At 70.0% G+C, this 24,928-nt stretch carries 23 protein-coding genes and 1 riboswitch; of the genes, 8 read left to right on the top strand and 15 right to left on the bottom strand.

Annotated elements, in window-relative coordinates:
- The 7 genes from ACFUJR_RS09080 to ACFUJR_RS09050 all read right to left on the bottom strand — a co-directional run.
- A partial coding sequence (locus ACFUJR_RS09080; protein ID WP_383171832.1) for a helix-turn-helix domain-containing protein occupies nucleotides 1-233 on the bottom strand: 233 nt, incomplete at its 3' end.
- A gap of 83 nt (nucleotides 234-316) precedes the next feature.
- Entirely contained in the window at nucleotides 317-1,333 is a 1,017-nt protein-coding gene (locus ACFUJR_RS09075) for a ribonucleotide-diphosphate reductase subunit beta (RefSeq protein WP_383178190.1), read from the bottom strand.
- Nucleotides 1,333-3,708 carry a ribonucleoside-diphosphate reductase subunit alpha gene (locus ACFUJR_RS09070; protein WP_383178193.1) on the bottom strand — a complete coding sequence of 792 codons (2,376 nt, stop codon included), beginning with the start codon at nucleotides 3,706-3,708 and terminating at the stop codon, nucleotides 1,333-1,335. Before ACFUJR_RS09070 ends, ACFUJR_RS09075 begins: the two co-directional genes overlap by 1 nt.
- A gap of 151 nt (nucleotides 3,709-3,859) precedes the next feature.
- A riboswitch (cobalamin riboswitch) is annotated at nucleotides 3,860-3,940 on the bottom strand.
- Nucleotides 3,941-4,018: 78 nt separating this feature from the next.
- Nucleotides 4,019-4,522 carry a GNAT family N-acetyltransferase gene (locus tag ACFUJR_RS09065; protein WP_383178197.1) on the bottom strand — a complete coding sequence of 168 codons (504 nt, stop codon included), beginning with the start codon at nucleotides 4,520-4,522 and terminating at the stop codon, nucleotides 4,019-4,021.
- 82 nt (nucleotides 4,523-4,604) lie between these two features.
- Complete coding sequence (gene mctP, locus ACFUJR_RS09060) at nucleotides 4,605-6,224, bottom strand: monocarboxylate uptake permease MctP (protein WP_383178200.1); 1,620 nt, start codon at nucleotides 6,222-6,224, stop codon at nucleotides 4,605-4,607.
- Nucleotides 6,221-6,475: a DUF3311 domain-containing protein gene (locus ACFUJR_RS09055; protein WP_383178203.1), complete on the bottom strand. Its 255-nt coding sequence runs from the start codon at nucleotides 6,473-6,475 to the stop codon at nucleotides 6,221-6,223. The genes mctP and ACFUJR_RS09055 overlap by 4 nt, the downstream gene beginning before the upstream one ends.
- 208 nt (nucleotides 6,476-6,683) lie before the next feature.
- Nucleotides 6,684-7,448 (bottom strand): GntR family transcriptional regulator, encoded by a 765-nt coding sequence (locus ACFUJR_RS09050; protein WP_383178218.1) that lies wholly within the window; start codon nucleotides 7,446-7,448, stop codon nucleotides 6,684-6,686.
- A 283-nt stretch (nucleotides 7,449-7,731) separates the two neighbouring features.
- Here ACFUJR_RS09050 and ACFUJR_RS09045 point away from each other — a divergent pair, with 283 nt between their 5' ends.
- The 4 genes from ACFUJR_RS09045 (at nucleotide 7,732) to ACFUJR_RS09030 (ending at nucleotide 12,621) form a co-directional block, all read left to right on the top strand.
- Nucleotides 7,732-9,012 carry an extracellular solute-binding protein gene (locus ACFUJR_RS09045; RefSeq protein ID WP_383178206.1) on the top strand — a complete coding sequence of 427 codons (1,281 nt, stop codon included), beginning with the start codon at nucleotides 7,732-7,734 and terminating at the stop codon, nucleotides 9,010-9,012.
- A gap of 209 nt (nucleotides 9,013-9,221) precedes the next feature.
- On the top strand, nucleotides 9,222-10,214 hold the full coding sequence (locus tag ACFUJR_RS09040; RefSeq protein ID WP_383178209.1) for a carbohydrate ABC transporter permease: 993 nt from the start codon (nucleotides 9,222-9,224) through the stop codon (nucleotides 10,212-10,214).
- Complete coding sequence (locus ACFUJR_RS09035) at nucleotides 10,211-11,095, top strand: carbohydrate ABC transporter permease (protein ID WP_383178212.1); 885 nt, start codon at nucleotides 10,211-10,213, stop codon at nucleotides 11,093-11,095. The genes ACFUJR_RS09040 and ACFUJR_RS09035 overlap by 4 nt, the downstream gene beginning before the upstream one ends.
- A gap of 8 nt (nucleotides 11,096-11,103) precedes the next feature.
- Nucleotides 11,104-12,621: a glycoside hydrolase family 3 protein gene (locus ACFUJR_RS09030; RefSeq protein WP_383178215.1), complete on the top strand. Its 1,518-nt coding sequence runs from the start codon at nucleotides 11,104-11,106 to the stop codon at nucleotides 12,619-12,621.
- Between the two features lie 88 nt (nucleotides 12,622-12,709).
- Here the strand turns inward: ACFUJR_RS09030 and nagB are convergent, their stop codons facing one another.
- A complete protein-coding gene (gene nagB / locus ACFUJR_RS09025; RefSeq protein ID WP_383178352.1) occupies nucleotides 12,710-13,495 on the bottom strand; it encodes a glucosamine-6-phosphate deaminase in 786 nt (261 codons plus the stop codon).
- 622 nt (nucleotides 13,496-14,117) lie between these two features.
- Between nagB and ACFUJR_RS09020 the strand changes: the two genes are divergently transcribed.
- Nucleotides 14,118-15,584, top strand: coding sequence for a sensor histidine kinase (locus ACFUJR_RS09020; RefSeq protein ID WP_383178355.1), 1,467 nt, complete (start codon nucleotides 14,118-14,120; stop codon nucleotides 15,582-15,584).
- A 152-nt stretch (nucleotides 15,585-15,736) separates the two neighbouring features.
- On the opposite strand, the gene ACFUJR_RS09015 is transcribed toward ACFUJR_RS09020, so the two are convergent.
- Together ACFUJR_RS09015 and ACFUJR_RS09010 are read right to left on the bottom strand one after the other, a co-directional pair.
- Nucleotides 15,737-15,994: a WhiB family transcriptional regulator gene (locus ACFUJR_RS09015; RefSeq protein WP_003953983.1), complete on the bottom strand. Its 258-nt coding sequence runs from the start codon at nucleotides 15,992-15,994 to the stop codon at nucleotides 15,737-15,739.
- Nucleotides 15,995-16,311: 317 nt separating this feature from the next.
- Nucleotides 16,312-17,280: a diacylglycerol/lipid kinase family protein gene (locus tag ACFUJR_RS09010; RefSeq protein WP_383178349.1), complete on the bottom strand. Its 969-nt coding sequence runs from the start codon at nucleotides 17,278-17,280 to the stop codon at nucleotides 16,312-16,314.
- Between the two features lie 117 nt (nucleotides 17,281-17,397).
- Between ACFUJR_RS09010 and ACFUJR_RS09005 the strand changes: the two genes are divergently transcribed.
- On the top strand, nucleotides 17,398-17,811 hold the full coding sequence (locus tag ACFUJR_RS09005; RefSeq protein WP_383178346.1) for a hypothetical protein: 414 nt from the start codon (nucleotides 17,398-17,400) through the stop codon (nucleotides 17,809-17,811).
- Between the two features lie 30 nt (nucleotides 17,812-17,841).
- On the opposite strand, the gene ACFUJR_RS09000 is transcribed toward ACFUJR_RS09005, so the two are convergent.
- The 3 genes from ACFUJR_RS09000 to ACFUJR_RS08990 all read right to left on the bottom strand — a co-directional run bounded on the left by ACFUJR_RS09000 (nucleotide 17,842) and on the right by ACFUJR_RS08990 (nucleotide 19,831).
- Nucleotides 17,842-18,912: an RNA polymerase sigma factor SigF gene (locus ACFUJR_RS09000; protein ID WP_383178343.1), complete on the bottom strand. Its 1,071-nt coding sequence runs from the start codon at nucleotides 18,910-18,912 to the stop codon at nucleotides 17,842-17,844.
- Entirely contained in the window at nucleotides 18,909-19,322 is a 414-nt protein-coding gene (locus ACFUJR_RS08995; protein ID WP_361436509.1) for an anti-sigma regulatory factor, read from the bottom strand. Before ACFUJR_RS08995 ends, ACFUJR_RS09000 begins: the two co-directional genes overlap by 4 nt.
- Nucleotides 19,323-19,570: 248 nt before the next feature.
- The gene (locus ACFUJR_RS08990; protein ID WP_352186996.1) at nucleotides 19,571-19,831 is read right to left on the bottom strand and encodes a UBP-type zinc finger domain-containing protein; all 261 of its coding nucleotides are present in this window, start codon (nucleotides 19,829-19,831) and stop codon (nucleotides 19,571-19,573) included.
- Between the two features lie 47 nt (nucleotides 19,832-19,878).
- Here ACFUJR_RS08990 and ACFUJR_RS08985 point away from each other — a divergent pair, with 47 nt between their 5' ends.
- On the top strand, nucleotides 19,879-21,474 hold the full coding sequence (locus ACFUJR_RS08985) for a Na+/H+ antiporter (protein WP_383178339.1): 1,596 nt from the start codon (nucleotides 19,879-19,881) through the stop codon (nucleotides 21,472-21,474).
- Nucleotides 21,475-21,599: 125 nt separating this feature from the next.
- Here the strand turns inward: ACFUJR_RS08985 and ACFUJR_RS08980 are convergent, their stop codons facing one another.
- Both ACFUJR_RS08980 and ACFUJR_RS08975 read right to left on the bottom strand, forming a co-directional pair.
- Complete coding sequence (locus ACFUJR_RS08980) at nucleotides 21,600-22,493, bottom strand: 1-aminocyclopropane-1-carboxylate deaminase/D-cysteine desulfhydrase (RefSeq protein WP_383178336.1); 894 nt, start codon at nucleotides 22,491-22,493, stop codon at nucleotides 21,600-21,602.
- 30 nt (nucleotides 22,494-22,523) lie between these two features.
- Nucleotides 22,524-23,114, bottom strand: coding sequence for an N-acetylmuramoyl-L-alanine amidase (locus ACFUJR_RS08975; RefSeq protein ID WP_383178333.1), 591 nt, complete (start codon nucleotides 23,112-23,114; stop codon nucleotides 22,524-22,526).
- Between the two features lie 273 nt (nucleotides 23,115-23,387).
- Between ACFUJR_RS08975 and ACFUJR_RS08970 the strand changes: the two genes are divergently transcribed.
- Nucleotides 23,388-24,803: a family 2B encapsulin nanocompartment shell protein gene (locus ACFUJR_RS08970; RefSeq protein WP_383178330.1), complete on the top strand. Its 1,416-nt coding sequence runs from the start codon at nucleotides 23,388-23,390 to the stop codon at nucleotides 24,801-24,803.
- The last annotated feature ends 125 nt before the right edge of the window (nucleotides 24,804-24,928 follow it).

The following is a 24,928-nucleotide window of genomic DNA, read 5'->3' as shown; positions in this document are numbered from 1 at the left end:
GGATACAGCGAGTCGAAGCCGTCCGTGTTGAAGTCGTGGATCACGTCGCGGACCCGGTCCGCGCTGGTGAAGGTGACCTCGGCGATCCTCGCCACTGGCATGCCCTGGGCGGACAGCAGCACCATCTGGGCCCGCCGCCAGGTCACCACCGACCCGGTGCCCCGGCGGACGATCCGCAGCAGCCGTCTGCCCTCGTCGTCATCGATCTCGCGGACCTGTACGCGTTCAGCCACGTGATCATTCTGGCCGTCCAGTGCCGCCCGGAACAGCGACCGGGCGCCACGTCACGACGGGGCGAACGTTGCCTGATGCGGCACTAGAAGTCCTCGTCCAGGTCGACCGAGCCCTCGACCGCCACCTGGTAGGCGGACGGACGGCGCTCGAAGAAGTTCGTCAGCTCCTGGACGCCCTGGAGCTCCATGAACGCGAACGGGTTCTCGGAGCCGTACACCGGGGCGAAGCCCAGACGCTGGAGGCGCTGGTCGGCGACGCACTGGAGGTACTCGCGCATCGACTCGGTGTTCATGCCCGGCAGCCCGTCACCGCACAGGTCCCGGCCGAACTGCAGCTCCGCCTCGACGGCCTCCTTCAGCATGTCGGTCACCTGCTGCTGGAGCGCGTCGTCGAAGAGTTCCGGCTCCTCCTTGCGGACGGTGTCCACGACCTCGAAGGCGAAGTTCATGTGCATCGTCTCGTCGCGGAACACCCAGTTGGTGCCGGTCGCGAGGCCGTGCAGCAGACCGCGGGACCGGAACCAGTACACGTAGGCGAAGGCGCCGTAGAAGAACAGGCCCTCGATGCACGCCGCGAAGCAGATCAGGTTCAGCAGGAAGCGGCGGCGGTCGGCCTGGGTCTCCAGCCGGTCGATCTTCTCGACCGAGTCCATCCACTTGAAGCAGAACTGCGCCTTCTCGCGGATCGAGGGGATGTTCTCCACCGCGTCGAAGGCCGCCGCGCGGTCCTCCGGGTCGGGCAGGTAGGTGTCGAGCAGCGTCAGATAGAACTGGACGTGCACGGCCTCCTCGAACAGCTGGCGCGACAGGTACAGCCGCGCCTCGGGGGAGTTGATGTGCTTGTACAGCGTCAGCACGAGGTTGTTCGCGACGATCGAGTCACCCGTCGCGAAGAACGCGACCAGCCGGCCGATCATGTGCTGCTCACCCGGCGTCAGCTTGGCGAGGTCGGCGACGTCCGAGTGGAGGTCGACCTCCTCCACCGTCCACGTGTTCTTGATCGCGTCCCGGTAGCGCTCGTAGAAGTCCGGGTAGCGCATGGGGCGGAGAGTCAGCTCGAAGCCCGGGTCGAGGAGGTTCTTCTGTTCGTTGGCACTCATTACTGGCAGGCCTCGCAGGACTCGGGGTTCTCAAGGGAACAGGCGACGGCGTCTTCGGGGGTCGCCTGTACGGGGATGGGGGCGGCGGCGGCCGTCGACGCCTGGGCCGCGCGGGCGATCCGGGTCGCCGGGCGGGAACGCAGGTAGTACGTCGTCTTCAGGCCCTGCTTCCAGGCGTACGCGTACATCGACGACAGCTTGCCGATCGTCGGCGTCTCCATGAACAGGTTCAGGGACTGCGACTGGTCGAGGAACGGAGTGCGGGCCGCCGCCATGTCGATCAGACCGCGCTGCGGGATTTCCCACGCCGTCCGGTACAGCTCGCGCACCTCGGCAGGGACCCAGGTGAAGCCGGCCACCGAGCCGTTGGACTCGCGCAGCGCCTCACGGGTCTGCGCGTCCCACACGCCGAGCCTCTTCAGCTCCTCCACCAGGTACGAGTTGACCTGGAGGAACTCGCCCGAGAGCGTCTCGCGCTTGAACAGGTTGGAGACCTGCGGCTCGATGCACTCGTACACGCCCGCGATCGAGGCGATCGTCGCCGTCGGCGCGATGGCGAGCAGCAGGCTGTTGCGCATGCCGACCGCGGCGATCCGCTCACGCAGCGCGGCCCAGCGCTCGGGCCAGTTGAGCTCCACGTCGTAGTGGTCGGGGTGCAGGACACCGCGGGCCGCGCGGGTCTTGTCCCAGGCCGGCAGCGGCCCGCTCCGCTCGGCGAGGTCGGCGGACGCCTCGTACGCGGCGAGCATGATCCGCTCGGCGATACGGGTGGACAGCGCGCGCGCCTCGGCGGAGTCGAAGGGCAGCTTCAGCTGGAAGAAGACGTCCTGGAGGCCCATCGCGCCCAGGCCGACCGGGCGCCAGCGGGCGTTGGAGCGGCCCGCCTGCTCGGTCGGGTAGAAGTTGATGTCGACGACCCGGTCGAGGAAGGTGACGGCCGTGCGGACGGTCGCGTCCAGCCGCTCCCAGTCGATGTCCGAACCGACCACGAACGCGCCGAGGTTGACCGAGCCCAGGTTGCAGACGGCCGTCTCGCCGTCGTCCGTGACCTCCAGGATCTCCGTGCAGAGGTTGGAGGAGTGGACGGTGTGGCCCGGCTCCGCGGTCTGGTTGGCCGTACGGTTCGAGGCGTCCTTGAAGGTCATCCAGCCGTTGCCGGTCTGGGCCAGGGTCCGCATCATCCGGCCGTACAGGTCACGGGCCGGCATGGTCTTGCGGGCCAGCCCCTTCGCCTCGGCGGCGCGGTACGCGGCGTCGAACTCCTCGCCCCACAGGTCCACCAGCTCGGGCACGTCCGCCGGGGAGAAGAGCGACCACTCGGCGTCCGCGTTGACCCGGCGCATGAACTCGTCCGGGATCCAGTGCGCCAGGTTCAGGTTGTGCGTACGCCGGGCGTCCTCACCGGTGTTGTCGCGCAGCTCCAGGAACTCCTCGATGTCCGCGTGCCAGGTCTCCAGGTAGACCGCGGCCGCGCCCTTGCGCCGTCCGCCCTGGTTCACGGCCGCCACCGAGGCGTCCAGCGTCTTCAGGAACGGCACGATGCCGTTGGAGTGCCCGTTCGTGCCGCGGATCAGCGAACCGCGGGCGCGGATGCGGGAGTACGAGAGGCCGATGCCGCCCGCGTGCTTCGAGAGCCGCGCGACCTGGTGGTACCGGTCGTAGATGGAGTCCAGCTCGTCCAGCGGGGAGTCGAGGAGGTAGCAGGACGACATCTGCGGGTGGCGGGTGCCGGAGTTGAAGAGCGTGGGGGAGGAGGGCAGGTAGTCGAGCCGGCTCATCAGCCCGTACAGCGCGGCGACCTCGTCGAGCGCGCGGGTGGAGTCGTCCTCGGCGAGGCCGCAGGCGACGCGCAGCATGAAGTGCTGCGGGGTCTCGATCACCTGGCGGGTGATCGGGTGGCGCAGCAGATAGCGCGAGTAGAGGGTCCGCAGGCCGAAGTAGCCGAAGCGGTCGTCCGCGTCCGCGTCGACGAGCGCGTCGAGCCGCTCGGAGTGCCGCCGGACGAACTCGGCCGTACGGTCGGCGATCAGGCCCTCGCGGTGACCGACGGTGACGGACGCGGAGAAGGTGACCGAGCCCTGCGAGGCCGCCTCGTCGGCGATCGTGATCGTGAGCAGCCGGGCGGCGAGCCGGGAGTACGCGGGGTCCTCGGCGATCAGACCCGCGGCCGCCTCCGTGGCCAGCTCGCGCAGCTCCGCCTCGTCCGAACCGGCGTTGCGGCCGCGCAGCGCGGCGGCGGCGACCTTGCCGGGGTCGGTGTCGGTGAGGTCGGCGGTGAGGTCGGTCAGGGTCCGCAGAAGCACGGTCCCGGGTCCGTCGCTCTCGTTGCCGTCGCTCTCGATCGCTGCGGCCGGATCGGCGGGCGCGATGGTCACGTGGGGGCTCTCCCTCGCTCGGCTCGGGGCCGGCGGAGGGAGGCGGGCGGCGGCCGCACCCGTGGACGGGGGAGGGCCGCGCCACGGCCCACTCCGCGAGGCCCGGACGTCTGTGGCACCCGGAACGGAAGGACCGGGCGCGCCGTCCGCAGGTCTTCGGACTCGGTCGGCGTGCACAAGCACGCAGAATCCACACCGTTGCGGGACAGTTCCGGATTTCCACCGGATTCCCCTGCGAGGACAGCGAGGATGAGCATACATGTGGGGGGCGCTCCTCGAAGCACCCCCCACATGTTGTGTCGTTGGCGAGTCAGAGCTCCAGGGCGTAGGTGAGCAAAGGGTCCATGTCGGCGAGCGGACTCCAGTCCCGGCCGGGCGTGCGTACGAAGCCCGTCCGCTCGTATGTCCGGTGCGCGGCGGCCATCCGGGGCTGGGTGGAGAGCACCATGCGACGGCATCCCCCGGTCTCCCGCGCCCGCTCCACACAGGCCCGTACGAGCGCTTCGCCGACACCACGGCCCCGCGCGTCCTTCGCCACGGCGAGCATCCGGAACTCGGCCTCGCCCTCGCCCGCGAGGTCGGCCCACTCCTCGCCGCCACGGGCGAAGGTCACCCCGCCGAGCACGACGCCCGAGCGGTCCACCGCCACCAGCACCTCCGCCTCCGCGACCCGCCGGGGCACGTCCCGCAGCAGAGGGAGATAGCCGTCGTCCTCGCCGAAGTCGAGGTGTCCGTCGTCGAGATAGGCGCGCGCGGTGATGTCGCCGAGGGCCTCGTGCTCCTCGGGCCGTACCGCCCTGATGGTGAAGTCCATGGGGACAGTCTGCGTCGGGGGTACGGCGAAGGGCCCGGGATTTCCTCGCGGAGACCCCGGGCCCTTCGCCGTACCGGAACGGTCAGTGACCGGCGCCGACCTTGGGCAGCGGCTTCACGCCCGCGTCACCCGCGTCCGCCGTGTAGTCCGACGGAGACGTCTCGTCGACGCCCTCGGGCGCCTTCACGGCCTTCAGGACGAAGGTCAGGACGACGGTGACGATCACGTTGATCACGAAGGCGGTGAGGCCGATGTAGCCGATCTCGCCGATGCCCGGGATCTCGGCGGACGAGCCGCCGAAGTGCTTCTGGGTCGGGCTGGCCACGCCGTACGCCGCCGCCGTGCCGTAGAGCATGCCGACGGCCCAGCCGGCGAGCAGCGCCCAGCGGTGGAACCAGCGGGTGAACAGACCGCCGACCAGCGCCGGGAGGGTCTGCAGGATCCAGATGCCGCCGAGCAGCTGGAAGTTGATCGCGACCGTCTTGTCCATGGTGAGGACGAAGGCGAGCGCGCCGACCTTCACGAGCAGCGACACCAGCTTGGAGACCTTGGTCTCCTGCTCCGGCGTGGCGTCCGGCTTCAGGAAGTCCTTGTAGATGTTGCGGGTGAAGAGGTTGGCGGCGGCGATCGACATGATCGCTGCCGGTACCAGCGCGCCGATGCCGATGGCGGCGAAGGCCACGCCCGCGAACCAGTCCGGGAACATGTTCTCGAAGAGCTGCGGGATCGCGAGCTGGCCGTTGGAGACCTTGACCCCGGCGGCGATCGCCATGAAGCCGAGCAGCGCCAGCAGGCCCAGCATCAGTGAGTAGAGCGGCAGGATCGTGGTGTTGCGGCGGATCACGTCGCGGCTGCGCGAGGAGAGCGTCGCCGTGATCGAGTGCGGGTACATGAAGAGCGCGAGCGCCGAGCCGAGCGCCAGCGTCGCGTAGCCCCACTGGCCCATCTCGCCGGGCACCAGCGCGCCGCGCGGCTTGTCGGTCGCCGGGTTGATCGTCGCGTACGCCTCGCCCGCCTTGGCGAAGATCTCGTCGAAGCCGCCCAGCTTGATCGGGATGTAGATGATCGCCACCGCGATGACGATGTAGATCAGGGTGTCCTTGACGAAGGCGATGAGCGCCGGGGCCCGCAGTCCCGAGGAGTACGTGTACGCCGCGAGGACGCCGAAGGCGATGAGCAGCGGCAGGTCCTTGATGAACCAGTGCGTGTTCTCGCCGCCGCCCACGCCCATCACGTCCAGCACGGCCTGGATGCCGACGAGCTGGAGGGCGATGTACGGCATGGTGGCGAGGATGCCGGTGAGGGCGACCGCGAGCGAGAGGCCCTTGGAGCCGAAGCGGCCGCGGACGAAGTCGGAGGTCGTCACGTATCCGTGTTTGTGCGACACCGACCAGAGGCGGGGCAGGAAGGTGAAGATCAGCGGGTAGACCAGGATCGTGTACGGCACGGCGAAGAAGCCGGCCGCGCCCGCCGCGTAGATCGCCGCGGGGACGGCGACGAAGGTGTACGCGGTGTAGAGGTCGCCGCCGAGGAGGAACCAGGTCACCCAGGTGCCGAACGAGCGGCCGCCGAGGCCCCATTCGTCGAGGCTGTTCTCGTTCTCGGCCCTGCGCCAGCGCGAGGCGAGGAATCCCATGACCGTGACGGCCAGGAAGAAGAAGATGAAGACGGCGAGTGCGACGCCGTTCACGCCGTCCTTCACTTCGTCGCACCTTCCTCGCGGGCGCGCTGGTCACGCTGCCACAGCTTGTAAGCGATCATGGTCAGCGCGGTCGAGATGACGACCCAGGCCATCTGGTACCAGTAGAAGAACGGGATCCCGGCGAAGACCGGCTCGACCCTCGCGTACGAACTCACCCAGAGCATCGCCACGAACGGCGCGATCAGACAGAGCGCGACCACCACACGGACCGGTGTGACGACCGGTTGTTTCCCTTGTGTCACTTCAGACATACGGCGACTCCGTCCTCTCGCTGAACACCATGGATCGCATGGATCATGCGTAATGCGCGTGAAATCTAGGGACCTGTCTCGCTCCACGGAACCCTCGTCCGAATAACGGACGGGTGTCGATCTGCGCGGACCGATGGACACGACAATGCCCCGACACTCCTCACGGATGTGCCGGGGCATCGGTTCACGCCGAGTCGGTGTTCTCCGCTCAGCCGTTGGGGCGCTGGAGCCGGGCCACGAACTTGTACCGGTCACCGCGGTACACCGAGCGCACCCACTCGACCGGCTCGCCCTGGGCGTCCAGCGAGTGGCGGGAGAGCATCAGCATCGGCAGGCCCACGTCCGTACCGAGCAGCCCGGCCTCGCGCGGGGTCGCCAGCGAGGTCTCGATGGTCTCCTCGGCCTCGGCGAGGTGCACGTCGTACACCTCGGCCAGCGCTGTGTAGAGCGAGGTGTACTTCACCAGGGACCGGCGCAGCGCCGGGAAGCGCTTGGCCGACAGGTGCGTGGTCTCGATCGCCATCGGCTCACCGCTCGCGAGCCGCAGCCGCTCGATCCGCAGCACGCGTCCGCCGGGCGAGATGTCGAGCAGCCCGGCGAGGGTGTCGTCGGCCGTCACGTACCCGATGTCGAGCAGCTGCGAGGTGGGCTCAAGGCCCTGTGCGCGCATGTCCTCGGTGTACGAGGTGAGCTGGAGCGCCTGCGAGACCTTGGGCTTGGCGACGAACGTGCCCTTGCCCTGGATCCTCTCCAGGCGGCCCTCGACGACCAGCTCCTGCAGGGCCTGGCGCACGGTGGTGCGCGAGGTGTCGAACTCCGCGGCGAGTGTGCGCTCCGGCGGGACGGGAGTGCCGGGTGGCAGTGTCTCCGTCATGTCGAGCAGATGCCGCTTCAGTCGGTAGTACTTGGGCACGCGGGCGGTGCGGGTGCCGACCCCGCCCTCTTTCTCCGTGCCGCCCGCGTCCGTGGCCATGGCCTGCCTTCCCGACTCCTGTGCTGCTGCCGTCACCGGCTCCTCCGTCTGTCGCGGCTCACATGGTGGCACGGACCGGTCACGGGTCGTCGCCCTCCCTCAGGTGTCGGTCCGATAACGGACCCGACTGCCCTTCTTATACACCCTTGACACCCCTAAAGGTCTAGGCCAAGCTCCGGGTACTGGTCTAAACCATTAAAGACCAGGTCCCAGCCCCACGAGCACTACTCGACGTATGTCTTCGCGCGGTGGGGGGGTTGCAGGCATCCCTGAGGAGGGTGGCGTGAAGCGCAAGCTCATCGCGGCGATCGGCGTCGCGGGCATCATGGTCAGCATCGCGGCGTGTGGCGGTACTGAGAAGAGCGGGGACAACGCCGGCGGCGACGCCAAGGAGCTGACCGTCTGGCTGACGGTCGACGCCCAGAACAACTGGCCGGAGCTGGTCAAGGCCGCCGACGACGCGGTGACCAAGAAGCACCCGGGCATCAAGATCAAGCACGAGTACTACGGCTGGCCGGACAAGAACACCAAGCTCGACGCGGTGCTCGCCACGGACAAGGCCCCGGACGTTGTCGAGATGGGCAACTCCGAGATGATCAGCTACATGGCCAAGGGCGCCTTCGCCGAGGTCGACGCCTCGAAGTTCGAGAACTCGGACCAGTGGCTCGACGCCCTCAAGGAGTCGGTCACCTACAACGGCAAGACCTACGGCGTCCCCTACTACGCCGGTGGCCGCGTGGGCACCTGGCGCAAGGACATCGCCGCCGAGGTCGGCGTGAAGGCCGCCCCGAAGACCTGGGCCGAGCTGACCTCCGCGCTCGACGCCATCCAGAAGAAGAAGGGCCCCAAGTTCAGCGCCTGGTACCAGCCGGCACCGGACTGGTACGGCGCGATGGCCTTCGTCTACGGCGCCGGCGGCTCCATCGCCAAGCAGGAGGGCGAGACCTGGAAGGCGAACCTGTCCTCGCCCGAGTCCCTCAAGGGCCTCAACGAGTACAAGGGCATCCTCGACAAGTACATGCACGGCGACAAGACCAAGGACGAGTCCGACCGTCCCGTCGTCTTCGGCCAGGGCAACGCCGCGACGATGTTCGCCGCCGGCTGGGAGGGCGCCACCTCCGCCACCCCGGAGAACGACAAGGTCGGCGGCCTGGCGGACAAGGTCGAGAACTTCGTCATGCCCGGCCCGTCCGGCAAGGCCCTCCCGGTCTTCCTCGGCGGCTCGGACCTCGCCATCCCGGTCAAGTCCAAGGCGCAGGGCGTCGCGGCCGAGTGGATCGCCGCCTTCACCGGCGCCGAGGGCCAGAAGGGCCTCGCCGCCAAGGGCAACCTGCCCAACAACAAGAAGGACCTCGCTCCGCTGAAGGCCGACCCGGCCACCACGGTCCCGGCCACCGCCGCCGAGTCCAGCTGGTTCGTGCCGACCGCCCCGGGCTGGGGCCAGGTCGAGAAGGCCCAGATCCTCAAGACGATGCTGATCGAGATCGCCAACGGCAAGAAGTCGGTCGACGCCGCCGCCAAGGACGCGGACGCCGCGATCGACAAGGTCATCAACACCAAGTGACCTATGGGCAGGGCCCCGTCACCCCGGCGAGGGAGCCGAAGGGGCGCGCGGGTGCCGAAAGGGAGAACGCGCGGAGGGTCGCGAGGAACGAGCGACCCGAGCACGATCGACCGTCGACGCACGCCGTGCGCCCCGGAGAGCCGAGCCTCGAAGGGGGACGACGGGGCCCTGCTTCCCGTACCACGAGAGGGATCGCTGAGGAGCACGGGATGAGTGCCGCAGACACAACCACCGCGAAGGTGCCGCCGGTGCGGCAATCGCCACCATCCGGCTCCGCAGCCGGGACCCCGAAAGCGGGGAAGAAGCCGACCGTGGGCGGGGGTGGCATCCCCTGGCTGCTGCTCGCGCCCTGCCTCCTGATCCTGCTCCTGGTGCTCGGCTACCCGCTCGTGCGCCTGGTGACCCTCTCGTTCCAGTACTTCGGGCAGCCCCAGCTCTGGGGCTTTCAGGAGGCGGAGTGGGCGGGCGTCGAGAACTTCACCAAGATCCTCGGTGACGGCGAGTTCTGGGCCGTCGTCCTGCGCACCGTGATCTTCGCGGGCGGCGCCGTCGTCCTCACGATGGTCCTCGGCATGCTGATCGCACTGCTGCTGCAGCGGGTCTCCGGCTGGGTCAAGGCGCTCATCAACATCGCGCTCGTGGCGAGCTGGGGTATGCCCATCATCGTCGCCACCGCCATCTTCAAGTGGCTCTTCGACACCGACTACGGCGTCCTCAACTGGCTGCTCAGCAAACTGCCGGGCGTCGACATGATCGGCCACAACTGGTTCGCCAGCGGCCCCCAGGGCCTGGCCGTCATCATGCTGCTGGTCGTCTGGGGCGCCGTGCCCTTCGTCGTCATCACGCTCAGCGCCGGCCTGACCCAGGTCCCCAAGGAGCTGGAGGAGGCCGCCCGCCTCGACGGCGCCGGAGCCTGGGGCGTCTTCCGCTTCGTCACCCTGCCCATCCTCAAGCCGATCATCGTCATGCTGACGACGCTCTCGGTGATCTGGGACATGGGCGTCTTCCCGCAGGTCTACGTGATGCGCAACGGCCACCCCGAGGCCGAGTTCCAGCTGCTCACCACGTACTCGTTCGACAAGGCGTTCGTCGTCAACGACTACGGCACCGGCTCCGCGATCGCGCTCGTCACCGTCGTGCTGCTGCTCGGCGTGGTCGCCGTGTACATGCGTCAGATGCTGAAGATCGGAGAGGTGGAGTGAGCACGGACACCGCGGCCCCCGCCGTCACCCGCCCCACCGTCACCCGCCCCGCCGTCGCCGGCCGCCGCAAGACGAAGCTCGGCTGGAACCTGATCGGGCTCCTCGTCTTCGTGACGCTCGGCTTCCCGGTCTACTGGATGGTCAACACGGCCTTCAAGCCGGCCAAGGACGCCATCGACCCCGACCCGCACTTCTTCCCCTCCACCTTCACGTTGGAGAACTTCAAGCGCGCGCTGGAGATCGCCGACTTCTGGGGCCCGGTCACCCGCAGCCTCGCCGTCTCGTCCGTGGTCGTCGTCATCGGCATCGTCGTCGGCATGCTGGCGGCGCTCGCCATCTCGCGCTTCGCCTTCCGCGGCCGCAAGATCGTCATCGTCGGCATCCTCGCCGTCCAGATGGTCCCGCTCGTGGCGATGATCATCCCGGTCTTCCTGATGCTCAACGACCTGGGCCAGTACGACAGGCTCAGCGGCCTGATCATCACGTACCTGACCTTCATCCTCCCCTTCACGGTGTGGACGCTGCGCGGCTTCATCGTCAACATCCCCAAGGAGCTGGAGGAGGCCGCCCAGGTCGACGGCTGCACCCGCACCGGCGCGTTCGTCCGTGTCGTCTTCCCGCTGCTCGCCCCCGGCATGGTCGCCACCTCCGTCTACGGCTTCATCCAGGCGTGGAACGAGTACCTCTACGCACTGATGCTGATGAGCCAGCAGAACCAGACGGCCACCGTCTGGCTCGGCAACTTCATCACGAAGAACGGCACCGAGTACGCCCCGATGATGGCGGGCTCCACGATGATGGCCGTCCCCATCGTGATCCTCTTCCTGCTCGTCCAGCGCAAGATGGCCGCCGGCCTGACGGCCGGCGCGGTGAAGGGATGACACCGCCCATGACCACAGTCGCAACCGCCTCGGACACCCTGACCCGTGACGCGCTCACGGTCCTCCAGCCCGGCTTCCTCGGCACCACCGCGCCCGACTGGCTCCTCCGCAGGATCGGCGAAGGGCTCTCCTCGGTCGGACTGTTCGGCCGGAACATCGCCTCCCCCGAGCAGCTCGCCGCGCTCACCGCACGGCTGCGGGCCGAGCGCGACGACGTCCTGGTCGCCATCGACGAGGAGGGCGGGGACGTCACCCGCCTGGAGGTCCGGCACGGCTCCTCCTTCCCCGGCAACTACGCCCTCGGCGCGGTCGACGACGTCGACCTCACCCGCGCCGTCGCCGAGGAACTCGGCCGCCGGCTCGCCGCCTGCGGGGTCGACCTCAACTGGGCCCCGTCGGCCGACGTGAACTCCAACGCCGACAACCCCGTCATCGGCGTCCGGTCCTTCGGCGCCGGCCCCGATCTGGTCGCCCGGCACACCGTGGCGTACGTCGAGGGCCTCCAGGCCGTCGGCGTCGCCGCCTGCACCAAGCACTTCCCCGGGCACGGCGACACGAACGTGGACTCGCACCACGCGATGCCCCGGATCGATGTGGACCTCGCCACACTGCACGCCCGTGAGCTGGTACCTTTCCGCGCCGCGATCGCCGCGGGTACCAAAGCAGTCATGAGCGCGCATATCCTGCTCTCCGCGCTCGACCCGGACCGCCCGGCCACCCTGAGCCCGCAGATCCTCACCGGTCTGTTGCGCCAGGAGCTGGGCTTCGAGGGGCTGATCGTCACCGATGGCATGGAGATGCAGGCCATCGCGGCGACGTACGGCATCGAGCGTGGATCCGTCCTCGCGATCGCCGCGGGCGCCGACGCCATCTGCGTCGGCGGCGGGCTGGCCGACGAGGACACCGTACTGCGGCTGCGCGACGCGCTGGTCGCAGCGGTACGGACCGGTGAACTGCCCGAGGGGCGTCTGGCGGACGCCGCGGCGCGGGTACGCGCCCTGGCGGCCTGGACCCAGGCGCACCGGGCCAGGGGGGCTGTACCGGGGCCGGGCGCGGCAGTGCAGGAGGGGACCGCGCCCGGCACCGAGATCGGACTCGTCGCGGCCCGCCGGGCCCTGACGGTCACGACGGGGGAGCGGCCCTACACGCCGGTCACCGGCGCCCCCTACGTCGCCGCCTTCACCCCGGTGGCCAACATCGCCGTGGGCGACGAGACGCCCTGGGGCGTCGCGGCGGAGCTTGAGCGGCTGCTGCCCGGCACCGAGACCGGCGCCTACGACGAGCCGTCGGTGGACGCCGTGCTCGCCGCCGCCGGTGAGCGCTGGATCGTCGCGGTCGTACGGGACGCCCACCGGTACCCGTGGATGACCGAGGCCCTGGACGGCCTGCTGGCGGCCCGCCCGGACACGGTCGTGGTGGAGATGGGCCTGAACCAGGCCGAGCCCCGGGGCGCGCTGCACATCGCCACGCACGGCGCGGCCCGGGTCTGCGGACGCGCGGCGGCGGAGGCCATCGCCGGGGTCTGAGACCGGTCCCCTGCCCGGGGCGTACGAAGGGGCCCGGCACCTGAACCAGGTGCCGGGCCCCTTCGCGTACGGACCGCGTACGGACGCTTCAGATGCCCTGCCAGGAGGGCTTGTTGGCGAAGGTGTGACGGAAGTAGTCCGCGAGCTTCAGCTTGGAAGCGGCGGCCTCGTCCACGACGACCGTGGCGTGCGGGTGGAGCTGCAGCGCGGACGCCGGCACGAGCGCGGCGACCGGACCCTCGACGGTCTGGGCCACGGCGTCGGCCTTGCCCTCGCCGGTGGCCAGGAGGACCAGGTGACGGGCCTCCAGGATGGTGCCGATGCCCTGGGTGATGACGTGGTGCGGCACCTGCTCGATGTCGTTCTCGAAGAAGCGCGCGTTGTCGACGCGGGTCTGCTCGGTGAGCGTCTTGATCCGGGTCCGCGAGGCGAGCGACGAGCAGGGCTCGTTGAAGCCGATGTGGCCGTCGGTCCCGATGCCGAGGATCTGCAGGTCGACCCCGCCGGCGTCGCGCAGGGCCTGGTCGTAGGCCTCGCAGGCCGCCTGGACGTCCTCCGCCGAACCGTCGGGGCCCATGAAGGCGCCCTCGGAGAGCCCGAGCGGCTCGACGACCTGGCGCAGCACGGTGGAGCGGTACGACTCGGGGTGCCCGGTGGGCAGTCCCACGTACTCGTCGAGCTGGGCGATCCGGGCGCGCGAGGCGTCCACGGAACCGGCCTTGACCTGTGCGATCAGGGCCTCGTAGATGGGCAGCGGAGTCGAGCCGGTGGCAACGCCGAGCAGCGCGTCGGGCTTGCGGCGCAGGAGGCCGGCGATGCCGTCCGCGATGAGCTCTCCGCCTGCCGTGGCGTCCGGGACGATGACAACTTCCACGCTGTGCCTGCCGATCTGGTGAGGGGCTGGTGAGGGGCCTGGTGGTATAGACCAATCGAGCTCAATCTAGCAGAGCGAGGGCCGTCCGCTCAGGCCCTTCCGGTCCGTGGACGGTGCGCGTGGGCGCCCTTCTCATCGTCGAACCGTCCGCCTCGCGCAGCCACCGGAGCCCCTGCCCGTCGGCAGGGCGGGCGGGGCTCGCCCGGCGTGGATCCACTGCTCCTTCGGCCGACGCGCGACGCGCTCGGCGGGATGCCGGTGGAGGGGGGCGGGGGTCGTCACCGGCCCGAAAGACACCCGCGGGCTACGGCGCCCGACGGGACCCTCAACCCGTCCGGCACCGCAGCCCGGAGTTGCCCGGCCGAGGATGTGCGGTCCCGCGGCCGTTATGGGAGGTCTCGGCGCAGTCAGGGCAGAGAGCGCCGATCCCCTCGTCCGCCCTCCTGTGCGGGGAGGGCGGAGGTATTCACAAGAACGCTGCTCCGCCATTGTGGACTAGACCATTCTCGTCTGTCCATCCACCGGCAAGGCTGCGTTCCCGGTCCATCCTCCAACACGAAGGCCTGGAGATCCAGGTTCATGGCCCCTCGATTCCGCGGGTACGCTCGCTCATGTGCCCTCCATGAACGACCTCGTCCGCCAGCACACCGCTCTGAGTGAGTCCGACCTCGAGTGGCTCCACCTGCTGGTCTCGGAGTGGCAGCTGCTCTCCGACCTCTCCTTCGCCGACCTCGTTCTCTGGGTCCCCACCCTGGACGGCACGCGCTACGTCTCCGTGGCGCAGATGCGGCCCAACACCGGGCCGACCTCCTACCAGGACGACATGGTGGGCCATCTGGTTCCGCGCGGCCGCCGTCCGCTGCTCGACGCCGCCCTCGACGAGGGCCGGATCGTGCGCGAGGGCGACCCGGAGTGGCGTGAGGAGGTCCCCGTACGGGTCGAGTCCATCCCCGTACGCCGCGAGGGCCGTGTCCTCGGTGTCATCGCCCGGAACACCAATCTGCTCACCGTGCGGACCCCCTCCCGCCTGGAACTCACCTACCTCCAGTCCGCCTCCGACCTGGCCCAGATGATCGCCGCCGGCTCCTTCCCCTTCCCCGGTGAAGCGGTCGACATGGACTCCTCGCCGCGAGCCGGCGACGGACTGATCAGGCTCGACGCCGACGGCATCGTCCAGTACGCCTCGCCCAACGCCCTCTCCGCGTACCACCGGCTCGGCCTCGCCGCCGACCTCGTCGGCCAGCACCTCGGCCAGATCACCGCCGAACTCGCCCCCTCCCGCGGCCCCGTCGACGAGGCCCTGGTCAAACTGGCCTCCGGCTACGCCCCACGCGAGGCCGAGGTCGAGGGCAACGGCGGCGTCATCCAGCTCCGGGCCATCCCGCTCAAGCCCAAGGGCACCCGCATCGGTTCACTCGTCCTCCTCCGGGACGTCACCGAACTGCGTCGCCGCGAGCGCGAGTTGATCACCAAGGACGCCACCATCCGGGAGATCCACCACCGGGTGAAGAACAACCTCCAGACCGTGGCCGCGCTGCTCCGGCTCCAGGCGCGCCGGATGGACTCCGACCGGGGGCGCGAGGCCCTCAACGAGGCCGTGCGCAGAGTCGGTTCGATCGCCATCGTGCACGAGACGCTGTCCCAGAACCTGGACGAGCGGGTGGAGTTCGACGAGATCGCCGACCGGGTGATCGCGATGGTCGCGGAGATCTCCCCGGGCAAGGTGACCTGTCGGCGCAACGGCCGCTTCGGCATCCTCGACGCCGAGGTCGCCACCCCGCTCTCCATGGTCCTCACCGAGATCCTCCAGAACGCCCTGGAACACGCCTTCGCGCAGGGCGAGACCGGCACCGTCGAGGTGACGGCCGTCCGTGGCGAACCCCGCGCCGACGCCCGGCTGCTGATCACGGTCAGGGACGACGGCCGCGGCCTGCCCGAGGGCTTCGACCCCCAGCGCGCCGGCAACCTCGGCCTGCAGATCGTACGAACCCTGGTGGAAGGGGAGTTGGGCGGCACGTTCGACATGCAGCCGGGTGCGGAGCGCGGCACCCGGGTGGTCCTCGACATCCCCGTACGCTCCCAGAAGTAGCCGCGCGACCGGGCGGCACACAGCAGCGAGCCCCGGACCGAAGGAGTCGGTCCGGGGCTCGAATGCTGTGGGTTACTGCTGCGCGCTGCGGCTCGGGAGCGGTGATTGCGCACGCGATGTACGCGCCGCCTGCCTCAGGCTATTCAGGGTGTTCAGGCGCTCGCGTTGCGCGCCCGGTTGCGAGCGGCACGGCGCTTCATCGCGCGGCGCTCGTCCTCGCTGAGGCCACCCCAGACGCCGGAGTCCTGGCCGGACTCGAGCGCCCACTGCAGGCACTGCTCCATGACGGGGCAGCGGCGGCAGACGGCCTTGGCTTCCTCGATCTGCAGCAGCGCAGGACCGGTGTTGCCGATGGGGAAGAACAGCTCGGGGTCTTCCTCACGACAAACGGCGTTGTGACGCCAGTCCATGGCTGCTACCTCTCTGAGTGTTACAAGCTGGTTGCTTGTGAATGTGAACGCTTTCACGAATCCCCCCGTAAGTGAAGGGCCGACTGCCAGATGAACTGGTGTGGTCCTTGGACTGAGGAGGGGTTCTGGCTCTCAGTGGAGGCCGGTCTTGCGGGCCGTCCCGATCGCCAAGAAGAGACTCGCAAACCTCGGCAGCGGATACAACCCCTTCAGGAAAGTTTTTTTTGATTCCTCGGTGTCGACTAGGTCACAGCCGTACTTCTAAGGGGTGGATGGCAGCCTAAACGTTCGAGTGAAAGGACTTTCGGCCCTTCCGCTCACACAATCACACGCAGTGCACGGCGAACGCCTGTGAACGTCACGCTCGTACGCAGTCCGAGGTGGTCTCCGTCCATCTGGAGGGGGAGCGGAACCTTCGAATGCAAGGTGAAGTCGGTGAGGTCGTGAAGAGTCAGGGCGTGCTTGCCGCGCGGGCCGCGCTCGGGGCTGGAAGTGAGCAGCTGTGTGGCGTACCGGGCCACCGCGGGGGCCGAGAGCCGGCTCAGTCCGAGCACGTCGAGGGCCGTCTCGAACGAGGCTGCCGGAGACGCGTACACCGGACGATTGCCCAGGTAGGTCCAGGGGGAGGTGTTGCAGATTATGGAGAGGACCAGGTCCTCGACCGGCTCCTCGCCGGGGCGGGACAGGGTGATCGTTCCGTGCCGGCGGTTCGGCTCCTCCAGGAACTGGCGGAACACCTGCCGGAGGTAGAGCGCGTGCGTGGACCTCTTGCCGCGTTCCCGTTGCTGTTCGACTCGCCCGATGACACTCGCGTCGAAACCGAATCCGGCGCAGAACGTGAACCAGCGGGACGGGACTCCTTCGTCCTCCGTCCCCGGGGTGCCGGACGCCAGCCCGAGGCTCACTGTGCGTGCACGGCGCTCACGGAGCGCGTCGAGCAGCGCGCCCGTCGCCTCGACAGCGTCGTTGGGCAGTCCGAGCGCGCGGGCGAAGACGTTGGTCGACCCGCCGGGGACGATCGCGAGACCCGGCAGCCGGTCCGGATCCGGTCCGTCGTGGAGCAGCCCGTTGACGACCTCGTTCACCGTCCCGTCGCCACCCAGGGCGACGACCAGCTCGATGTCCTCGGAGTCGGCGGCCCGGCGGCCGAGGTCGCGGGCATGCCCGCGGTACTCGGTCGTGACGGCCTCCAGCTTCATCTCGCTCGCGAGGGCGTGGATGAGGACGTCACGCGTGCGGGCACTGGTGGTGGTGGCTGCCGGATTGACCACAAGAAGTGCGCGCATGGCCGCCAGCGTACCTACCCGGCGGTACCGATCCCAGTCGTGGCCATCTGGCGGACGCCCCCGCGGGACGGCCCCTGACCCACGGAGCGCCGGCCGGGCCCCGCTACCCTGCCTGGTATGAGCAGTACGGAGCAGACCCCCCGACCCGTCCGGCTGACCGCGGCCGCGGCGGTGGCCGGAATCGAAGCCCTCGCCCTGGTGGCCGGGGGCGTGTACGTGCTCGTGACGGCGTTCACCGGCGACCCGGACGGCCTGACGCAGGCCCTGATGGGTGGCGTGACGCTGATCGCGCTCGGTCTGATCCCGGGGGCCGCGTCACGCGGACTGCTGCTGCGGCGGAGCTGGAGCCGCGGGCCGGCGATCATCACCCAGATCCTGGCGCTGCCGGTCGCCTGGCAGCTCCTCCAGGCGAACAGCGCCATGATCCCGGCCGGTATCGCCCTCGCCGCCCTCGCCGTCGGCGGCCTGGTCCTCCTGGTGAACCCCGCGACGACCGAGGCCCTGGGCATCGGCCGCCGCGGCGAGGCGTGACGGCGGTCCTCCTCGACCGCCGCTCCTCGGCTACTCCTCGACGAGCAGCTTCTCCCGGAGCTGGGCCAGCGTGCGGGCCAGCAGACGCGAGACGTGCATCTGTGAGATGCCGACCTCCTGCGCGATCTGCGACTGGGTCATGTTGCCGAAGAACCGCAGCAGCAGGATCCGCTTCTCCCGCGGCGGCAGGTCCTCCAGGAGCGGCTTGAGCGACTCCCGGTACTCGACCCCCTCCAGGGCCTCGTCCTCCGCGCCGAGGGTGTCGGCGACCGCCGGGGACTCGTCGTCCGTGTCCGGCACGTCCAGGGAGAGTGTCGAGTAGGCGTTCGCCGACTCCAGGCCCTCCAGGACCTCCTCCTCCGAGATCCCGAGCCGCTCCGCGAGCTCGTGCACGGTCGGCGAGCGGCCGTGCAGCTGGGACAGCTCCGCCGTCGCCGTCGTCAGTGAGAGCCGCAGCTCCTGCAGCCGGCGCGGCACGCGCACCGCCCAGCCCTTGTCCCGGAAGTGCCGCTTGATCTCGCCGACGACCGTCGGTGTCGCGTACGTCGAGAACTCGACGCCGCGCTCCGGGTCGAAGCGGTCCACCGACTTGATCAGACCGATCGTCGCGACCTGCGTCAGGTCGTCGAGCGGCTCGCCCCGGTTGCGGAACCGCCGGGCCAGGTGCTCGACCAGCGGCAGGTGCATCCGTACCAGCTGATTGCGCAGCTCCGCCTTCTCCGGAGAACCCTCCGGGAGCTCGCGCAGCTTGACGAAGAGCGCGCGCGCCCCGCTCCGGTCGTGCGGATCCGGGGCCTCGTGCGACTCGGAGACCTCCGGGGCCTCGGAGTCCTCATGGACCTCGGCAACCTCATGGACCTCGGCAACCTCGGAGGTCCGCGAGGTCTCGGAGACCGCCCCGGGGACCTCGGCGGTCCCGGGGGCCCCCGTGTTCTCGGAGGCCGTGGAGGTCTCCGTCTCCTCGGCGTCCTTGAGGACCTCGTTGTGCTGCTCGTGCTCGCTCATCTGGACCGCCTGCTCCGTAGCGACCTCGACCTCGACCTCCGGATGCGGCCGCGCCTGCTGCTCAGGGATGCCGGCCGTCGCGTCCCCGCTCCTCACGCCGGGCCTGGCCCCGCGCCGCGCTGTTTGTACAGGCTGATGGAGACGGTCTTGTCGTCCGCGACGGACGACTCGACCTTCCCGGCCAGCGCGGAGAGCACCGTCCAGGCGAAGGTGTCCCGCTCCGGAGCCCGCCCGTCCGTCGTCGGCGCCGAGACCGTCACGTCCAGCGAGTCGTCCACGAGGCGGAAGACACAGCTGAGGACGGAGCCCGGTACGGCCTGCTGGAGCAGGATGGCGCACGCCTCGTCGACCGCGATCCGCAAGTCCTCGATCTCGTCGAGGGTGAAGTCCAAGCGTGCCGCGAGGCCGGCCGTGGCCGTACGCAGCACCGACAGGTAGGCACCCGCAGCGGGCAGCCGGACTTCCACGAAGTCCTGGGACCCGGGCTCGCCTGCGATCTGGGACACCCTCACCTCCAAGGTGGCACAAGCTCATTCGGGGTTCGGGGGAGAAAGCCCCGAACCGGGCGGTACGCAGTCGGTTGCGTAATCCGCCGTGACGCTATCGCGATCCATGCTGCCGTGTCGCCGTGGGCCCCGGTCGGGACCCCTCACCCCCGTCTGTCACTCATGGTAAGGCCATGAGCACGGACAGTGGCTAGAGGTCTGCGGGGCCCAATTGCGAGCGACCGGCGGAGGATTGTCGTACCCACCCCTCAGACGATCGAACCGTCCACGAAACACCACCGCCAGCGCTCGTTCCGCTCGAAGGTCCGCATCACCGGGTGGCCGGTGGTCGAGAAGTGCCCGCTGGCGTGCCGCCCCGCCGAGGAGTCGCAGCATCCCACGTGCCCACAGCTGAGACAGAGCCGCAGCTGGACGGGGTGCGTGCCGTCGGCCAGGCACTCGGGACAGGTGTCGGTCAGCGGCGCCGGTTCGGGGCGCGGCATTTCGGCAACGTGAGGGCACTCGCTCATGATGGCCAGGTTACGTGCTGGGACGAGCCGGGGACGGGGACGCGGGGATGAACGCACTGCAGCTGGTGGGACTCGTCGCGGTCAGCGCCGCGGTGGCCGGAGCGGCCCGCAGGACGCCGGTGCCCGCGCCGCTGCTCCTGGTGGCCGCCGGCCTCGCCGCCTCGTACGTGCCCGGCGTCCCGGACTACACGCTCGACCCGCACATCATCCTTCCGCTCATCCTTCCCCCGCTCCTCTACACGGCGGCGGTGGACTCCTCGTACCTCGACCTGCGGGCCAACATCCGGCCCGTCGCCCTGCTCTCGGTCGGGTACGTCCTCTTCGCCACCGTGGCGGTCGGCTGGCTCGCGTACGTCCTCGTCCCGGACCTGCCGCTGACCGCCGCCCTCGTGCTCGGCGCGGTCGTCGCGCCGCCGGACGCGGTCGCGGCGACCGCGATCGCCCGCAAGCTGGGTCTGCCGAACCGGATCACCACCATCCTCCAGGGCGAGTCCCTGGTGAACGACGCCACCGCCATCACGGCCTTCAAGGTCGCGCTCGCCGCCGCGGTCGGCGAGGGCATCAGCTGGGCGGGCGGCGTCGGCGAGTTCGCGCTCGCGGCGGTCGGCGGCGTCGGCGTGGGCCTGATCCTGATGGCTCCCATCCACTGGCTCCGCTGCCGGCTCGGCGAGCCGCTGCTGCAGAACACCCTCTCGCTGCTGATCCCCTTCGTCGCCTACGCGGCGGCCGAGGAGGTCGGCGCCTCCGGCGTCCTCGCCGTGGTCGTCGTCGGCCTCTTCCTCGGGCACCGCAACTGGCAGGTGGACTTCGCGACCCGCCTCCAGGAGGCGGCCGTGTGGAAGATGGTCGCCTTCATCCTGGAGTCCGCCGTCTTCGCCCTCATCGGCCTGCAGCTGTCGTACGTCGTCCAGGGCCTCGGGCGGTACGGGATCGGCGAGGCGGCCGCGTACGCCCTCGGGGTCTTCGTGGCCGTGGTCGTCGTCCGCTTCGTCTGGGTCTACCCCGCCACCTTCCTGCCGCGCTGGATGTCCCAGCGGATCCGGGAGCGGGAACCGGGAGTGGACTGGAGGGCGCCGCTGATCGTCGGCTGGGCCGGCATGCGCGGTGTGGTCTCGCTGGCCATCGCCTTCTCCATCCCGCCGGCGACGCACGGCGAGGAGTTCCCCGCCCGCAACCTCGTCCTCTTCCTCACCTTCACCACCGTGATCGGGACGCTGGTGGTCCAGGGCCTCACCCTGCCGCCGCTGATCCGCCTCCTGAAGCTTCCCGGCCGCGACGCGTACGCGGAGACCCTGGCCGAGGCGCAGGCCCAGAGCGAGGCCTCCCGGGCGGCGGAGGAACGCCTCGACGCCCTGCTGAGCGACGAACGCAACGCCTTGCCGCAGCCGCTGGCCGACCGGCTCCGCGCGGTCATGGAACGGCGCCGCAACGCGGTGTGGGAGCGCCTCGGCGCGGTCGACGAGGTGACGGGCGAGACGGCGGACGACACCTACCGCCGGCTCGCCGGGGAGGTGCTCGAAGCCGAGCGCGAGGTGTTCGTCCGGCTCAGGGACGAGCGCCGCATCGACGACGAGATGCTCCGGACGCTGCTGCGCCGCCTCGATCTGGAGGAGGCGGCGGCGTACCGGGAGGAGAGGGCCTGAGGGAGGGACGGGGCGCCCACGACGGGCGTCGCCGCGGGGAAGTCACCACGGGTCGTCAGTGCGGGGCTGTGCGGGCGGTCGTTGCGGGGGCCGTGTGCGCCGTCAGCGCGGGGTTGTGTGCGCCGTCACTGCGGGGTGCCGGTGATCACCGCCGCGACGGTCGTGTCGGGGGCGAACGCGCCCTCCTCGGCCAGGGTGACGAGTCCGTACAGCATTTTGGCGACATACAGCCGCTCGATGGCGAGTCCGTGCCACGCCTCGAACTCCCGTGCGAACGCGTCGAGGTCCGGCGTCGTACGGGCGTAACCGCCGCCGTGGAAGCGCTCGTCGAGGCTCCACTCGCCCCGCGGACCGCCGAACGCGGCCCCCTGCAGGGCCCGTATCTCCCCGCCCAGAAAGCCGCCCTTGAGGACCGGTATGCCGAGCGCCCGCTGCCCGGGGCCCAGACCGGCCGCCAGGCCGGCGAGCGTACCCCCCGTGCCGCAGGCGACGGCGACCACGTCGGCCGTCCCGCGCAGCTCGCGGCCGAGTTCCACACAGCCCTCGACGGCGAGGGCGTTGCTGCCGCCCTCCGGGACGACGTAGGTCCCCTCGGGGGACTGCGCGAGCAGTCCGGCCAGCACCTCGGGGTCCGCCTTGGCGCGGTACGTGGCGCGGTCCACGAACACCAGCCGCATCCCGTCCTGCGCGCACCGCGCCAGTGAGGGGTTCAGGGGGCGGTCGGCCAGCTCCTGCCCGCGCACGACCCCGATGGTGCCGAAGCCGAGCAGCCGTCCGGCGGCGGCCGTCGCGCGCAGATGGTTGGAGTACGCGCCGCCGAAGGTGAGGAGCGGACGACCGTCGGCCGCCCGGAGGTTGAGCGCCAGCTTGCGCCACTTGTTGCCCGGCAGATCCGGATGGATCAGGTCGTCGCGCTTGAGCAGAAGCCGCAGGCCGCGCCGGGTGAAGCGCTCGTCCTCGACCGGCTCCAGGGGGGACGGGAGCCGGGGCCGCAGGCGGGAGAGGTCGAACGCGTTCACCCGGCCATTGTCTCCTCCGGGCCGCCCCCTCTACCGCAGGCGCTCGCCGATCCGCGCGCGCATCGAGGCCATCGTGAAGCCGCGCGGGTCGACCTTCCCCGGCTGCCACTCCAGGTGGCCGATCACCGAGCGCTGGGTCCAGCCGTGTACCCGGCAGACCGCCGCGGCGGCCTTCTCGATGGCCTCCAGCTGGACCTTCGGCCACGGGTCCTTGCCGTCCCCGAGGTTCTCGCACTCGAATCCGTAGAAGTGCCGGTTTCCGTCCGTCGTGGCCTCGTTGTCGGGCGGGAGACGCTGCTCGGCGATGACCGCCCGCAGCACGTCGTCGTCGCCGGCCCCCGCGTGGTTGGCGCGGCCGTAGCCGACGAGATGGACCCTGCCGTCCTTGGCGATCACACCGTGGCAGAGCGGCCCGGGCAAGGCGCCGTGCCCGTCCCGGCAGAGTCGGACGGTGTTCGCGGTGCCCCGGGTGACCGTGTGATGGATCATCACGCCGTGGACCGGCCCCCAGGGGCCCTTGTGGTTGCGGTTGTGCGTACGCCACTCGCCGACCTGGACGACCGAGAGGCCCTCGGCGCGCAGGGCGCCGAGGAACCTGCTCGGGGACATGGGTGGGGCCATGACCGCCTCCTTCGGGGTAAGCGGAACGGGACGGGGCCGAAGCGCCCCGGACAACGGAGTACTGGAGCGAGCGAGTCCGCGGCTATCCGTTCGGCCCGTGTGCGAGCCGATCCGGACACCGCGCCACCGGGCGGTCGAGCTGCGCTGTTCGAGTGGAACCGAAGGACATGCCCAGCCGGAGGACGATCACTCCCACTCATTTGTGTAATGGCGCGCGCACTCTCCGTGCTGAAAGGCTTCCTCTCGCAGTCATTCACATCGAGAGGGAGTTCCATGTCCGTTGGTTCGGTTGGCGACGAGGTCCGCGCGGAACAGACAGCCCCGCAGCAGAGTCTCGGTACCGCCGCCGCGCGGAACCTGGCTACCACCACCAAGTCCGCGCCCCAGATGCAGGAGATCACCTCTCGGTGGTTGCTGCGTACGCTGCCGTGGGTGCAGGTCCAGGGCGGTACCTACCGGGTGAACCGGAGGCTCAGCTACTCCGTCGGTGACGGTCGCGTCACCTTCGTGCAGACCGGAGAGCGTGTCGCGGTGATCCCCGCCGAACTCGGCGAACTCCCCGCGCTGCGTGGTTACGAGGACGAGGAGGCCCTCGCCGAACTCGCCACGCGCTGCCGCCAGCGGGAGTACGCGCCGGGCGAGGTGGTCGCAGCCGCCGGCGAGTCCGCCGACCGCGTCCACCTCCTGGCGCACGGCAAGATCGAGCAGATCGGCGAGGGACCGTACGGCGACGAGGCGATCCTCGGCGTCCTCGCCGACGGCGCGTACTTCGGCGACAGCGCGCTGACCCACGCGGACGCCACCTGGGAGTGGACCGCCCGCGCGGCCACCGCCTGCACCGTCCTCGAGCTGACCCGTGACGACGTGCGCAACCTGGCCGAGCGGGCCACCTCGCTCGCCGACCATCTCGCGAGCGTCGCCGCACTGCCCCACCAGCGCACCAACAAGTACGGCGAGGCCGAGATCGACCTCTCCGCCGGCCACGTCGGCGAGGCGACCGTCCCGCACACGTACGTGGACTACGACGCTTCGCCGCGCGAGTACGAACTCTCGGTCGCGCAGACGGTCCTGAAGGTCCACAGCAGGGTCGCCGACCTCTACAACCAGCCGATGAACCAGACCGAGCAGCAGTTGCGGCTCACGGTCGAGGCGCTGCGCGAGCGCCAGGAGCACGAGCTGATCAACAACCGTGAGTTCGGCCTGCTCTCCAACTGCGACTACGGACAGCGCCTCCAGCCCCACGACGGCGTGCCCAGCCCGGACGACATGGACGAACTCCTCTCACGCCGCCGGGGCTCCAAGATGTTCCTCGCCCACCCGCGCGCCATCGCCGCCTTCGGACGCGAGTGCAACCGGCGCGGCCTCGTCCCCGAGTCCATCGAGATCAACGGCAACCGGATCCCGACCTGGCGCGGGGTGCCGATCTACCCGTGCAACAAGATCCCGGTCTCGGACGCCCGGACCACGTCGATCATCTGTATGCGTACGGGCGAGTCCGAGCAGGGCGTGATCGGCCTGCACCAGACGGGCATCCCGGACGAGATCGAGCCGAGCCTCTCCGTCCGCTTCATGGGCATCGACGAGCAGGCGATCATCTCCTACCTGGTCACGGCCTACTACTCGGCGGCGGTACTCGTGCCCGACGCCCTCGGAGTCCTGGAGAACGTGGAGGTCAGCCGCTGGCGCTGACGCGCCTGCCCCGGTCCGTGGCGGGGGGGCGCGCCGAAAGACAACCCGCCACAAGCAATGCGCCGGGACCCGGGACGTGAAGAGAGAAGCAAACGTGGCCGGAGATACGGAGACCGCACCGTACG

The sequence above is a fragment of the Streptomyces sp. NPDC057271 genome, assembly GCF_042668715.1.
In the GTDB taxonomy this organism is placed as follows: domain Bacteria; phylum Actinomycetota; class Actinomycetes; order Streptomycetales; family Streptomycetaceae; genus Streptomyces.
This window is presented reverse-complemented; position numbering and strand designations above follow the sequence as displayed.

What these genes read in the sequence shown, in the direction of transcription:
- ACFUJR_RS09075 (WP_383178190.1), bottom strand. Translation starts at nt 1,333, where the DNA reads ATGAGTGCCAACGAACAGAAGAACCTCCTCGACCCGGGCTTCGAGCTG.
- ACFUJR_RS09065 (WP_383178197.1), bottom strand. Translation starts at nt 4,522, where the DNA reads ATGGACTTCACCATCAGGGCGGTACGGCCCGAGGAGCACGAGGCCCTC.
- ACFUJR_RS09055 (WP_383178203.1), bottom strand. Translation starts at nt 6,475, where the DNA reads ATGTCTGAAGTGACACAAGGGAAACAACCGGTCGTCACACCGGTCCGT.
- ACFUJR_RS09050 (WP_383178218.1), bottom strand. Translation starts at nt 7,448, where the DNA reads ATGGCCACGGACGCGGGCGGCACGGAGAAAGAGGGCGGGGTCGGCACC.
- ACFUJR_RS09040 (WP_383178209.1), top strand. Translation starts at nt 9,222, where the DNA reads ATGAGTGCCGCAGACACAACCACCGCGAAGGTGCCGCCGGTGCGGCAA.
- ACFUJR_RS09030 (WP_383178215.1), top strand. Translation starts at nt 11,104, where the DNA reads ATGACCACAGTCGCAACCGCCTCGGACACCCTGACCCGTGACGCGCTC.
- ACFUJR_RS09020 (WP_383178355.1), top strand. Translation starts at nt 14,118, where the DNA reads ATGAACGACCTCGTCCGCCAGCACACCGCTCTGAGTGAGTCCGACCTC.
- ACFUJR_RS09015 (WP_003953983.1), bottom strand. Translation starts at nt 15,994, where the DNA reads ATGGACTGGCGTCACAACGCCGTTTGTCGTGAGGAAGACCCCGAGCTG.
- ACFUJR_RS09010 (WP_383178349.1), bottom strand. Translation starts at nt 17,280, where the DNA reads ATGCGCGCACTTCTTGTGGTCAATCCGGCAGCCACCACCACCAGTGCC.
- ACFUJR_RS09005 (WP_383178346.1), top strand. Translation starts at nt 17,398, where the DNA reads ATGAGCAGTACGGAGCAGACCCCCCGACCCGTCCGGCTGACCGCGGCC.
- ACFUJR_RS08990 (WP_352186996.1), bottom strand. Translation starts at nt 19,831, where the DNA reads ATGAGCGAGTGCCCTCACGTTGCCGAAATGCCGCGCCCCGAACCGGCG.
- ACFUJR_RS08985 (WP_383178339.1), top strand. Translation starts at nt 19,879, where the DNA reads ATGAACGCACTGCAGCTGGTGGGACTCGTCGCGGTCAGCGCCGCGGTG.
- ACFUJR_RS08975 (WP_383178333.1), bottom strand. Translation starts at nt 23,114, where the DNA reads ATGGCCCCACCCATGTCCCCGAGCAGGTTCCTCGGCGCCCTGCGCGCC.
- ACFUJR_RS08970 (WP_383178330.1), top strand. Translation starts at nt 23,388, where the DNA reads ATGTCCGTTGGTTCGGTTGGCGACGAGGTCCGCGCGGAACAGACAGCC.